Annotated in this window: 12 protein-coding genes; 3 read left to right on the top strand and 9 right to left on the bottom strand. The window is 45.8% G+C overall.

Features of this window, described 5'->3' with window-relative positions:
- The first annotated feature begins 34 nt into the window (after positions 1 to 34).
- Together SDEN_RS17165 and SDEN_RS17160 are read left to right on the top strand one after the other, a co-directional pair.
- Positions 35 to 1,585 carry a peptide MFS transporter gene (locus tag SDEN_RS17165; RefSeq protein WP_011497724.1) on the top strand — a complete coding sequence of 517 codons (1,551 nt, stop codon included), beginning with the start codon at positions 35 to 37 and terminating at the stop codon, positions 1,583 to 1,585.
- 153 nt (positions 1,586 to 1,738) lie between these two features.
- Positions 1,739 to 2,233 (top strand): peptidylprolyl isomerase, encoded by a 495-nt coding sequence (locus tag SDEN_RS17160; protein ID WP_011497723.1) that lies wholly within the window; start codon positions 1,739 to 1,741, stop codon positions 2,231 to 2,233.
- Positions 2,234 to 2,255: 22 nt separating this feature from the next.
- Here the strand turns inward: SDEN_RS17160 and SDEN_RS17155 are convergent, their stop codons facing one another.
- The 9 genes from SDEN_RS17155 to SDEN_RS17115 are packed head-to-tail and all read right to left on the bottom strand — an operon-like array spanning position 2,256 to position 11,119.
- Positions 2,256 to 3,332: a protein-glutamate methylesterase/protein-glutamine glutaminase gene (locus tag SDEN_RS17155; RefSeq protein ID WP_011497722.1), complete on the bottom strand. Its 1,077-nt coding sequence runs from the start codon at positions 3,330 to 3,332 to the stop codon at positions 2,256 to 2,258.
- Positions 3,329 to 3,832: a chemoreceptor glutamine deamidase CheD gene (cheD, locus tag SDEN_RS17150; RefSeq protein WP_198134607.1), complete on the bottom strand. Its 504-nt coding sequence runs from the start codon at positions 3,830 to 3,832 to the stop codon at positions 3,329 to 3,331. The genes SDEN_RS17155 and cheD overlap by 4 nt, the downstream gene beginning before the upstream one ends.
- A 5-nt stretch (positions 3,833 to 3,837) precedes the next feature.
- Entirely contained in the window at positions 3,838 to 4,665 is an 828-nt protein-coding gene (locus SDEN_RS17145; RefSeq protein WP_011497720.1) for a CheR family methyltransferase, read from the bottom strand.
- A gap of 52 nt (positions 4,666 to 4,717) precedes the next feature.
- Complete coding sequence (locus SDEN_RS17140) at positions 4,718 to 5,281, bottom strand: chemotaxis protein CheW (RefSeq protein WP_011497719.1); 564 nt, start codon at positions 5,279 to 5,281, stop codon at positions 4,718 to 4,720.
- A 9-nt stretch (positions 5,282 to 5,290) separates the two neighbouring features.
- Entirely contained in the window at positions 5,291 to 6,922 is a 1,632-nt protein-coding gene (locus SDEN_RS17135; protein WP_011497718.1) for a methyl-accepting chemotaxis protein, read from the bottom strand.
- A gap of 32 nt (positions 6,923 to 6,954) precedes the next feature.
- Entirely contained in the window at positions 6,955 to 9,156 is a 2,202-nt protein-coding gene (locus SDEN_RS17130; protein ID WP_011497717.1) for a chemotaxis protein CheA, read from the bottom strand.
- Between the two features lie 43 nt (positions 9,157 to 9,199).
- Positions 9,200 to 9,514, bottom strand: a complete 315-nt coding sequence (locus SDEN_RS17125; RefSeq protein WP_011497716.1) for an STAS domain-containing protein — start codon at positions 9,512 to 9,514, stop codon at positions 9,200 to 9,202.
- Between the two features lie 31 nt (positions 9,515 to 9,545).
- Positions 9,546 to 9,908, bottom strand: coding sequence for a response regulator (locus SDEN_RS17120; RefSeq protein WP_011497715.1), 363 nt, complete (start codon positions 9,906 to 9,908; stop codon positions 9,546 to 9,548).
- A gap of 47 nt (positions 9,909 to 9,955) precedes the next feature.
- Positions 9,956 to 11,119 (bottom strand): methyl-accepting chemotaxis protein, encoded by a 1,164-nt coding sequence (locus SDEN_RS17115; protein ID WP_011497714.1) that lies wholly within the window; start codon positions 11,117 to 11,119, stop codon positions 9,956 to 9,958.
- A gap of 389 nt (positions 11,120 to 11,508) precedes the next feature.
- Between SDEN_RS17115 and SDEN_RS17110 the strand changes: the two genes are divergently transcribed.
- Entirely contained in the window at positions 11,509 to 12,981 is a 1,473-nt protein-coding gene (locus tag SDEN_RS17110; RefSeq protein ID WP_011497713.1) for an MBL fold metallo-hydrolase RNA specificity domain-containing protein, read from the top strand.
- The last annotated feature ends 18 nt before the right edge of the window (positions 12,982 to 12,999 follow it).

Here is a 12,999-nt window from a genome sequence, read left to right as displayed (position 1 = left end):
TTAAGGCAAGCATAAAACTAACAATGAGAACATCATGGACAATAGCGCTGCTGTGGAAAATAGCTTGGATGTGACTAATAACGAGAAAGAGACTAATCAAGTACACCCAAAGGGCTTATACGTGTGCTTTTTTACTGAGATGTGGGAGCGATTTAGCTTCTATGGCCTAAAGGCCTTGCTGATTTTTTATCTGACAGAGCATTTCTTGTTTAGTGACCAAGAGGCTGCCAGCATCTTTGGTAACTACTTTGCTTTAGTTTACGCCTTGCCCTTAGTGGGTGGCGTATTGGCTGATCGATATTTAGGTGCAAAGCGGGCTGTAGTCTTGGGCGCTGTCTTGTTGTGTTTTGGCCATTTGGGAATGACATTTGAAGGCAGCGCTGCTTATATCAACGAGTCGGGCGAACGTGTTTCGAGCACAGGGTTGACGGCATTTTACCTGTCTTTGTCATTTATTATCGTCGGGGTGGGTTTTTTAAAGCCTAATATTTCCAGCATAGTGGGTAAGCTGTATCAAGTGAATGACCCTAGAAAAGATGCGGGTTTTACCTTGTTTTATATGGGGATTAATTTAGGTTCAGCCTTGGCGGCGATAATATGCGGCTATGTGGGCGTCACCTACGGCTGGGCTTATGGCTTTGGTTTGGCGGGTTTTGGCATGCTACTCGGGCTGGTGGTGTTCCTGCGTGGGCATAAGCACCTGCTTGGGGTTGCCGATGCACCGAATGAAGCTAAGTTAACTGAGCCTGTGTGGTTTAGCATTAGCCGAGAGAAGCTGATTTATCTGGGCAGCCTAGGTTTGGTGGCGGTTGTTATGCTGCTTATCGGTAATCATCAGCTGGTGGCAGGAGTATTGGGGCTGGCATTTGTGGCTATTGGTCTGTGGCTTGTATGGTATTGCCTCAATGAAGTGTCATCTGAAGTTAAACAAAAACTCTATGCCGCCGTCAGCCTCATCATGATGTCGACCGTGTTTTTCTTGTGTTTCTTGCAGTCGGGGAGTTCGATGAACCTGTTTGCCGATAGGTTAACTGATAGGCTCGTTTTTGGGCTGACGATACCCGCGCCCATGCTGCAATCACTTAACGCCATTTTTATCATTATGTTAGCGCCAGTTTTTGCCAAGTTATGGCAATGGCTAGCGAAGCATAATTACTGCCCAAGTACGCCGATGAAATTCTCGCTAGGGCTATTGCAAGTGGGCTTGGGCTTTTTGGCCTTGGTGGTTGGCTTGTATTTCGCAGAAGGTAGTGAGCAAGTGGCCTTAGGTTGGTTAGTGCTGGCTTACTTGCTGCACACTACGGGGGAATTATGCATCTCCCCCATAGGGCTTTCAATGATCACTAAATTATCCGCGCCAAAAATAGTTGGCCTTATGATGGGATTATGGTTTCTTGGCTCTGCGATTGCTGAATTCATCGCCGCCTTGCTTGCAGGTCAAGCGAGCATGGATATAGCAGGCATCACTTCGCATCAAAGTTTCAGCTTACTCTACCAAGACATAATGTGGATTGCCTTGGGAGGCGCCTTGTTGACCTTCATCATGTCGCCGCTGCTAAAGCGCTGGATGGGCGATGTGGTTTAGGTTAATACATTAGCGAGTCAATGCTAATATACTTTTTTAAGTCGGTGAGCTTAATGTTCACTTCAAGCCGTGCATAGCGCGGTTTTTTTAGTCTTTCGCTTTAATGCTTAGGCGCAATCGAGATACATTATCGAGAGACATTAAGGAATAATTATGATCGTTTTTAGCACCAATCTTGGCGATATCAGCATAGAGCTAGATATGACGCGAGCCCCTGTGAGTTCAAAAAATTTTTTAAGATATTGTAAAGAAGGATTTTATGAGGGCACCATTTTTCATCGAGTCATTAAAGGCTTTATGATCCAAGGGGGTGGTTTTACTGAAAATATGGATGAGAAACCCACCCATGACCCCATAGTCAATGAGGCCAATAAAGGCTTGAGTAATGTGATGGGCACTATTGCGATGGCTCGCACCGATGCGCCTCATTCAGCGACTGGGCAGTTTTTTATTAATGTGGGCAATAATGATTTTCTAGACCATGTGGCAAGCACAAATGCAGGTTGGGGCTATGCCGTCTTTGGCAAGGTGAGTGCGGGTATGGACATCATTAAGCAGATAGAAAAGGTAAAAACCACCACTAAAGGCGATCATGATGATGTGCCAGTGAAAGCCATCATCATCGAAAAAGTCACAGTGACGGATTAACTAATTTCCATATGCTTAGGAATTAATCTTTTAGGTGAGCATAACGCATGATTTCTTGAGGAATTTGGGCTAAAGGTAGAATTTTACCGGCCGCCCCAAGGGCGATGGCTTCCTTTGGCATGCCAAACACCACGCAGGATTTTTCATCTTGCGCTATGGTCGGTGCGCCAGCATCCAACATGTCTTTAAGGCCCCGAGCCCCATCATCGCCCATGCCGGTCAAGATAAAACCGACGGCATTTTTTCCGGCGCATTTTGCGGTGGAGCGAAACAGCACATCCACCGAAGGTTTATGGCGATTGACCAGAGGCCCATCGATAATTTCAACCAAGTACTGAGCACCACTGCGTTTGAGCATCATGTGTTTTCCACCGGGGGCAATTAACGCATGCCCTGGGAGCACTCTGTCGTTATGACGGGCTTCACTGACGCGAATGTCACAGATGGAATCGAGGCGCTCGGCAAAAGAGGCGGTAAATTTCTCCGGCATATGTTGCACTACGACAATACCCGGCGCATTGGTTGGCAGGGCTTTAAGCAGAAATTCTAACGCTTGGGTGCCGCCGGTTGAGGTACCAATGGCAACCACATGCTCCGTGGTTTTAGACATGGCACTGGCGCCGCAGGGGATAAGGCTTTCGACGCCATTTTTTTCACGTACTTTCACGGCGGCTTTTGGGGCGCGAATATTGCTCATATTGGCTTTGGCCGCGGCTTTGACGGCATTAGTGATATCACTGGCTGCATCTTGAATAAAGTCTTTCAAACCGATTTTTGGCTTAGTGACTATGCTTACCGCACCAGCAGACAAGGCCTGCATTGTGGTCTCGGCGCCTTTGTCGGTTAAGGTTGAGCAAATTACCACAGGGGTTGGCCGCTCTGCCATGATTTTTCTTAAGAAGGTCACCCCATCCATTCGCGGCATCTCTATGTCCAGCACTATGACATCGGGCCATTGGATTGCCATACGATTCATGGCGAATATGGGATCTGCCACTGCGCTAATCACCTCAATACCTGGGTCTTTATTGAGTATGGCTTGCATCACTTGCCTGACGATGGCGGAGTCATCGACTATCATCACCTTAATTTTTGTCATAATGTGTCTCTAGCAGTCTCAATCCCACCATATTTTACCCAGACATCCCCATTCCATAGCTCTAAGTAAACTTGCCTGTGAACAGCACCGCCTAAATCCATATTCTGAATGTGAAAACCGTTTTGTTTTAGTAATTTTAGTCCAGCGGCAATATTTTTCTCCGCTACATTGAGGAAATGATGATGACTATTGAGCTGACGAAACATGTTACTACCACCAAAAAGTTTGACGTGATAATCCTCTGGCTGGGTGTGGTGCAGTTTAATGGCATCAAGGAATAACTTCATAGCACCATCGGCAAAGAAACCTGGTTCTAAACGCTGGGTCTGGCTGCTTTTTGGCAGCATATAATGACACATACCCCCAAGATGTTTATCGGGGTGCCATAAGGTAATGGCAACACAAGAGCCTAATAATGTGTTTATTCTGATTTTTCCTTGGGCAAAATGAAATTCCCCGGGCTGGAGGGTGATCTGTTTGAATATGTGTGTATCTAACACAGTATTCATAGCTTTTGATACACGGAGGGGACAACGGCTCTAAGATTGTCCACAACGCCGTTAAGACTTTCTGAGTGGCCAACGATAAAGTAGCCGTTGGGTTTGAGTTGTTTCAACAGTTGGCTGACCACCTGCTGCTTGGTTTTGACATCAAAGTAAATCAGTACATTTCTAAGAAAAATCACATCGAAACTGCCAAGATGACCTAAATTATCTTTCAAATTGGCGTGAATAAACTGCACTTGCTTGCGGATCTCAGGGGCGATAATAAAGGTACCTTGTTGTTGACCTATGCCTTTGAGGCAATATTTTGATAAATATTGCTTAGGAATATTGTCTGCTCGCTCAATGGCATAGTGGCCGCTTCGAGCACGCTCTAGAATTTGTGTGCTGATATCTGTACCCACAATTTCCCAATTCTTGTTGTTGGCATGTGCGGCTAATATCATGGCTAAGGTATAAGCTTCCTCGCCTGAGGAACTCGCCGCACTCCACACCTTGTGGCTACTTTGGTTCCAGTTGGGGATAATTCTATCTCGCAGGAACTCGAAATGTTTAGGTTCCCGAAAGAAGAAGGTCTCATGAGTGGTGAGTAAATCGATGGCAATTTGATGCTCGTTATGCAATTTAGATTTGAGTAATTCAAAATATTGGCTGTAGCTTCTCAGTCCATAATGTTTCACTCTTTTGGCTAATCGACTGCTGACAAGGGCTTTCTTGTTTGCGGACAGATTAATTCCTGCGATGTCATAGATCATGTTTTGAAATAAGGAAAACTCTTTATCACTGAGATTTAACACTTCCATATAGACACTCTCAGAGCTTACAAGCATAAAGTTTCGAGTTAGGCCAACCTGTACACTTGTCGGCCTTGGCTAAGTTACACTAGTTGGTTCTTTGTTCTGCAACGGTTTTCTGTCCATGGCCCTGACCTTGGGCGAGGTTGCTCACCATAGACATTTCCTCAACCGACAACACCTTATCGACTTGCAAAATAATGACAAAGTCGCCATTGATCTTACCCATTCCTTGAATAAAATCGGCGCGAATTTGAGCCCCGAAAGCGGGCGCGGGCTCGATATTACTTCGGCTTATTTCAATGACTTCAGAGACCGCATCTACCACCACACCAATGTCTTGCATGCCTTCTTCATTCAATACTTCGATGATAACGATGCAAGTGCGCTTCACTATGCTGCTTTGATTGCAGCCAAAGCGGGCGGAGAGGTCGATAACAGGCACCACAGCACCGCGCAGGTTAATCACCCCCTTAATAAAGTTTGGCATCATGGGCACAGGGGTTACATTGCTGTACTCCAAAATTTCTTTGATATGCAATATGCCAATGGCGTACATGGCGTCTTTGAGCATAAAGGTTAAATACTGTTTATCCTCATCGCTACTCTGATGTTCCGCCGGCTGCGATGCCCGCTTATTGGGTAAATTCATCTCAGCCTCCTAGAATCGAACGAAATCATGCTCGTTGCTGACTGCAGTTTTGGATTTATTGCGGCGGCTTGGTGTTTCTGCATAAGCGCTATTTTTAACGACTTTAGTTTGCAGGTTCTGTTGACGCTCTGGCGTACCAACTTTGAAGAAGCTGATCACATCTTGCAATAACTCGGCTTGGCTGCTCATTTCTTCCGCAGTCGCGGCTAATTCCTCTGATGCTGAGGCGCTTTGCTGAGTGATTTGGCTGAGCTGCTCCATGGCCGTGTTGATCTGCGCGGCTCCCGAGGATTGCTCTTCGGAGGCTGCACTGATTTCTTGCACGAGATCGGCGGTTTTTTTAATTGAAGGCACAATTTCATCCAACAATTTCCCCGCTTTCTCTGCCAGCCCTACGCTGTTGCTGGCTACGCCGCCAATTTCTTGTGCCGCCACTTGACTACGTTCGGCAAGTTTTCTTACTTCAGCTGCGACCACGGCAAAGCCTTTACCATGCTCACCCGCTCTGGCGGCTTCAATCGCGGCATTTAGGGCTAACAAGTTGGTTTGATAGGCAATGTCGTCAATAATGCTGATTTTATCAGCGATAGACTTCATCGCCGCCACGGTCTGCTGTACCGCTTTACCTCCTTCATCGGCTTCCTTAGCGGCTTTTGATGACATGCCGTCAGTGACCTTGGCATTCTCGGTGTTCTGGCTAATGGAGGCAGACATCTGCTCAATAGATGCAGAGGTTTCTTCAACACTCGCCGCTTGCTCACTGGCACCTTGGCTCATGCTTTGGGCTGTGGCTGAGACTTCTTCCGAAGCACTGGATAGGTTATCGGCTGAGGTGCGTATACTAGAAATAATTTCAGACAATTTATTCACCATGGCATTGACGGCAAATAACATGCTGCTGGTGTCATTGGATTTTACATCCACTTTAATTTGCAAATCGCCGTTAGCAATGCGGCTCACCACATCGGTCACATAGCTGGGTTCGCCTCCGAGCTGGCGAGTAATGGATTTAGTGACTAGGAACGCACCGCCTATGGCGACAATAAATGCCAACACTCCTGTGATGCTCATGGCCATTACGCCATCCTCATAACTGAGCCTCGATAACTCGGCAGACCCTTCTAATATTGAACCCTGAAAAGCGATCAAATCGTTAGCAGAGGATAAATAGTCATTGAGTTTGGGCATGGCATTATCGAGCATGCTAGTGATGGCCGCCTCTTTTTGACCTTGCGCCAATAGGGCATTAATTTGAGAAAATTCACCTTGAAAGGTTACTCGAGCTTCTTTCAAGTGTGCCAGTTTGGTTTTGCCTTCAGCACTCTTGATCATGCTTTCAAGCTCGGCGGTTTTCTGATCTATACCAGTCCTGTTGGATGCCAATAAATCATGTAGGCGCTTCTGATCCGCGGGATCATCGTTGAGCAGCAGCTCTAAGCGAGTCTTAGCATTGCTGTTGGCAATATCGATGATGTCGTTAGCCAGTACAGTTTTTCGCCAATCATCGGTGACAATTTGATGGGTGATGTTATTAACGGCCGAGAGCTCTTTTAAGCCTATCCCTATGATGACCAGCATCAAGATAATGAGAAGCGCAAAGGTCACTCCGAGGCGCATGCTTAGTTTCATATTATTAAACATCCGAATATTCCTTAAAGTAAATAAATCCTAAATCAAGCTTGGCTGTAGAGGGCTTTGGCTGATTCTGTTGTCAATATTTTCTGGACTAAGTTGGGTACATCTAAAATCAATGCCACTTCACCGCTGCCTAATACTGTCGAGCCACTAATTCCCTGAATGTGACTGAAAATATTACCTAACGGCTTGATGACGGTTTGGAACTCTCCCACTAGTTTATCGACAGCAAGTCCCACCTTGCTGCCTAGGTAAGATACGACGATGACATTCTCTCGTTTTGGCGTCTGTCCACCTAAGTGGAACAAGCGCCTTAAGCGAATAAAGGGCAGTACTTCACCACGCAGATTGATGTAACTCTGCTGGGTATTAGGATCGATCTCCGAGTTGTATTCACTGAGTTCAACACATTCCAGCACCATGTTGAGGGGGATAACGAACGAGGAGGTATCGATTTCCACTAAGAAGCCCTCAATAATGGCGAGAGTAAGTGGCAATCGAATGCTAAACAGTGCCCCTTGACCAAAGGTACTTTGCACATCGACAGTGCCGCGCAGGGCAGTAATGTTACGTTTAACCACATCCATGCCTACCCCTCTTCCCGAAAGGTTAGTGACGGCCTCTGCGGTAGAAAATCCGGGTTCAAAAATGAGGTTGTTGATTTCGCTTATGTCCAGCTGTTCACCTTCTTGTACTAGGCCTTTTTCTATGGCTTTTTGCAGTATGCGTTCATGATTTAAGCCAGCGCCATCATCGGACACTTCTATGATTATCATGCCCGAATCATGGTAAGCATTGAGACAGAGCCTTCCTTTGGGAGACTTTTGCTTGTTCATGCGAACATCTGGGGCCTCTATGCCATGATCCATAGAGTTACGCACCAAATGCATTAAAGGATCGCTGATTTTCTCGACCACAGTTTTATCAAGTTCAGTTTCGGCGCCTGTGATCACAAGCTCTATGTCTTTGCCTAACTCTTTGGCCACATCCCTCACCACACGTTGAAAACGACTAAAGGTTCCGCCAATTTGCACCATGCGCAGTTGCAATGCGGCGTCACGGACTTCTTCCATTAAACGGGTTAATAAGGAGAAGGACTCGATCAATTTTCTGTCACCTGAGGTGTGGGCATGTAAGCTTGAGCTGGCGCCGGCAATGACCAGTTCACCGACCAGATTTATCAGCTGATCTAACTTGTCTGCATCGACCCTAACAGATTGGCTTTCTTTGTTTTTACCATCCCTAATTTGATTTTGTTTTGCGATGGCAGATTCAAGCACAGGTTGCGGCGTCAGGCCATTGTTGACCACAATCGAGCCTAAGGGCACATCTATGGATTGGCTTTTAAGCTCCCGTTGCAAGCCCAGAGCAAATTCCAGTTCATTGGGGGTTAGCGAACCACATTTGACCAGAATTTCCCCGAGTTGCAGCTCTTCTTCAGGTAAAGCTTTAATTAAGTTGATGTAATCGCTGACGCGGCTACTGGGCGGCAGGATATGCACTTGGCTATCTTCGCGAATAAATTCAAATGCCCCTTCAATTTCTTGTTTATCAGCTTGGCTTTTAAAGTTAATTTCATAGCCCAGATAGCAAGATTCAGGATCCATATATTGGGCTTCAGGCATGGCTGGGAACAAGGTTTTAATGGTTTCTATGGTGCCTAAGGTGGCTAAATAGCGCAGTATGGCTAAGGGGTCCATGCCGAAACGGAAGGAGTCTTCATGATAGCGCACCGAGATATGCCAATTATCACTTTCCACTTTAGGGCTCTTGACTCGTTCAACTGGCTGAGTCGTGGCGACATTTGTCGTGACTGGTGGAACATCTTGCGGACCATCTGTGCCGCCTTGTTTCACCACTATGATCAGTGTTTGCAGTAAGGTTTTACCATTTAATGAGGCTTCTTCAGTGAGGCTGGCTTTATTCTCCACATTATCGATAAGCTGGCTGATATGATCTTTGCAGTCCAGTAGTAATGACGTCAGTTCGGCGTTAGGCGCAATTTTTCCGTCGCGCATTTTATCCAGTAAACTCTCAACCCCATGAGTGAAATGTACCACTTCATCCAGTGAGAAAATCCCTGCCGATCCTTTGATGGTATGAGCAGCGCGAAAGATGCCATTAAGGCTTTCACTTTTATCTTCTTCATTTTCAAGATTGAGTAATAGCGTTTCCATCTCATCCAGTAGCTCTCTACTCTCTGAAATATACAAACCTAAGACTTGTTCTAATTCATCCATGTCATATCCCTATTATTCCCAAATACAGCCAACTTCGATGAACCTATTGCCGTGCCATGATCACGGGGTCATTAAACCAACTGACTAAGCCCATTAACTCCATCGCTTCCACAACCGCATCGCTGTGATGAATTAGGGTGAGTTCTAGGTGAGCACGAGCTTGCTGTTGCTTTGCCATAATAAGTAGCTGTAATCCTGCCCCATCAATTTCAGTGACCGTCGATAAATCCAGCTCTAAAGAATGCGAAAAATTAAGTACTTGCATTAACTGGCCTTTGAGTTCGAAAGCATTGTGGATCGTCATGGCCCCTTCAATTTGGGCCTGGGACAAATTATCGGTCTGAGAAAACGTTAGCATGGCAACCACATCCTTTTAGGTGTCATAGGGCTTAAATAAGTTTGGCGACGGCCGCAAGCATTTGCTGTGGCTGGAAAGGCTTAACTACCCAAGCACGGGCACCAGCTGCTTGACCTTCGGATTTCTTATCCGCTTGGGACTCAGTGGTCAGCATTATGATGGGGGTAAACTTATGAGCAGGGAGTTTTTTGACTTCCTTTACCATGCTAATGCCGTCCATATTGGGCATGTTGACGTCACTAATAATCAGATTCACAGCGGCGCCATTGAGCTTCTTTAGCGCATCGACTCCGTCACAGGCTTCGATGGTGTTATAGCCTGCGCCCTTGAGCGCTATGCTAACCACTTGCCTTAAGCTTGCTGAGTCATCCACTATCATGATTGTTTTAGACATAGAGTATTCCTTTTATTATCTTAGCCTTGGGGAGAAGGTTACTGCATTTAGAAGAAAGTAATGTCTTCAACTGGCGCCGATTTAGCATGATGAGAATCGTGGTTACTCCTTTGCTCGAGCATGGCGTAGCCCTTCTCCATTTTGCTTAGCCAGTGGCTGACATCCTTTTCAGTAAAGGCATTCCCTAAGTGTTGATTGCTATGGGCTTGCTCCATGGTTTGCCCCAGTTCCTCCATACTCTTGTTAACTTGAGCCAAAATTTGGCTAGTTCTATCTTGAAACTGCAAAGACACTAGCATCTGTTCTATTTCTTGCTGAATATGAAGTCCTTCCTCTTGCATCACTTTTTTGGATTGCGCGAGATCTTTAACTGTGGAGCTAAAGCTTGAAAGCACTTCTTTAATGGAGTTTTCAGCCCTGTCCATAATGCCATCGTCATCTAATGTGGCTTTTTCGGCGACGGCGAAAGCGTTGTTGACGGCATTGTTAATGACATTGACTTTCTCTGTCATGTTTTTGCCTGTGGCGCTAGAAAGTGATGACAACTTACGTACTTCATCGGCAACAACGGCAAAGCCACGGCCCGCTTCGCCGGCTCGTGCTGCTTCGATAGCGGCATTTAACGCCAGTAAGTTTGTTTGTCCCGCGATGGCATCCACTTCTGCAGCCATACGTTTAAGCTCTTCCGTGTAGGAGGTGAGCATACGCACTTCATCTAAGATGGCGGCCCTGTCATGTTGGGTCGTCTGCAGGGAACCTATCACGCCTTGTAGAGATTTTTCGGCAAAAGAAAAGGTGCTTTCTATGGAGTTTTTCTCTGTACTGCCACTGGCGTTACTGGAAAATGAGTGAGTGAGGCGCACGACTAAATTACTAAAATTCGATGCTAAGTCTGTGGTGGCCGTTTCTGTTTGCAGCCGAGTCGTTTCAACCTGGCGACGCCAAATTGGAAATACTTGCAGGCAAAGATTGTCTAGATTACTGACATTTAGGCTTGAATCTGTGAGTTGTTCATTGCTGGCTTGTGCTGCCGCTAAGCGTTCACTGCACTCCTTTTGGTTTTGCTTTACCCAATGACCAAAGAGTAGGCCTAGGGCAAATAAAACTAAGGCAGCTAAGCTAGTGCTAAGGTTCACTTGCGAGAAAGACAGCAGCAATATACTGCCCAGCAGACCCAATATTGGGGGATAAATATGAACTCCTGTACGCATTAACACTCCTTGACCCTTTTATCGTGTCTATCTTCTGTGAGTTTGGCTTAGTTAAACACCAGCGTATGTTGATCTTTTGATTATTACTGACGCTGCAATTAATGGGAGCAGCAAAAGGTAAATGCTATTCCCCTATCTCATGCCGCTGTTCATTGAGTGTAGGAAACATTTAATGTTTTGCAAAAGCGCAAAAAAATAAATTGTTAAAAAATATTGGAATACAAAATACTTAGCTTACAGGGGGAGGGCTAATTTTATCGATTGAGCCATTCTTTGATCTCGGTTCCATTATTGGACATTAAAACAGCATAATCTAAAGTGAGTTGCTTAAGTATTGTATTTAAGTTCTGTGCTTAAGTGCTTGGCTGAAGATAAACAAGGATGCTGTTATGGAGATGAGCTTACAATTTTTAGGGGCAACTCAAGAGGTGACAGGCTCTTGTCATTTGCTCACTGTCGATGGTCAACAATTACTGCTGGACTGCGGTTTAATTCAAGGCGGCAAGGCCGATGAGTTACGTAATCATGATCCGTTTGATTTTAAGCCATCTCAGATTGACGCGGTGATCTTGAGCCACGCTCATATCGATCACTCTGGCCGTTTACCCCTTCTGGTTAAACAAGGCTTTAATGGTCCCATTTATACTCATAAAGCGACGGCAGAGCTGTGCGGCATTATGCTAAGGGATGCCGCCATGCTGCAAGAAAGGGATGCGCAAAGAAAAAGTAAAAAGTTAAAAAAACTAAATCTTGATCCCGTCGATGCATTATTTGATGAAGACGATGTCGAAGCCGTGCTTAAATTATTCGTCCCCCTCGAATATGGTGCACAAACAAAGTTGATGCCTCATGTCAGTGTGCGCTTGTCCGATGCGGGTCATATTTTGGGTTCTGCCATCGTTGAGCTTTGGTTAGCGGAGGGGAGTGAGGCGAAAAAGATCGTCTTTAGCGGCGATCTTGGCCGTGCCGATATGCCTATTCTCGATGATCCCTGCTTGATTGATAGTGCCGATTTAGTGCTTATGGAAAGTACCTATGGCAATCGATTACACCGAAGCTGGGAAGAGACCTTAACCGAACTAAAAGCCATTTTTGCCAGCACCATTAAACAGAGTCGCGGTAATATTTTATTGCCTGCGTTTTCCGTTGGTCGAGCTCAAGAGTTATTGTATTTATTCCATTTATACGCAAAAGAGTGGGACTTATCCCGTTGGCGAATTTGCCTAGATAGCCCGATGGCCATTAAAGCCACTCAAGTGTATGTCAATAATTACCCATTAATGGATGAAGACTTTAAGCGCTTTACGCGCTTATCACCGGGTAAGCATCCTTTGCTTTCCAATGCCGAATTTACCAGTAGTACAGAAGAGTCCATTGAACTTAATGATATCCATGAAGGGCTTATTATCATAGCCGGCAGCGGCATGTGTAATGGGGGGCGCATTCGCAATCATCTGGCCCATAATTTGTGGCGCAGTGCTGCAGATGTGATCATTTGTGGTTATCAGGCTCTAGGAACCCCAGGAAGGTTATTAGTGGACGGCGCTACTGAGCTGACTATTCATGGTCAAAAAGTGAAGGTCGCAGCGAGGCTGCATACCATTGGTGGATTATCTGCTCATGCAGATCAGGCTGAGTTATTACGCTGGTATCGACATTTTGAAAATTCACCCCCTGTGGTATTGGTTCATGGGGAGAAAGAAGCTCAGGCTGTGCTTATGGAAGCCTTAAGCGAAAATCTTGATACTTCCCCGCAGGCAGCCGCTATCGCTGAGCACAGGGATTGCCTCGATCTCAGTAAATTACCTAAGCTTGTTTGGATCCATGCTGAGTGTGTTCAATGGGGAAGGAGGCTAAGATAAGGCTCCTTTTTCAGTCTG

This window comes from Shewanella denitrificans OS217, from assembly GCF_000013765.1.
Classification (GTDB): domain Bacteria; phylum Pseudomonadota; class Gammaproteobacteria; order Enterobacterales; family Shewanellaceae; genus Shewanella; species Shewanella denitrificans.
The sequence above is the reverse complement of the archived record's forward strand: the minus strand, read 5'-3'. Positions and strand labels throughout refer to the sequence as shown.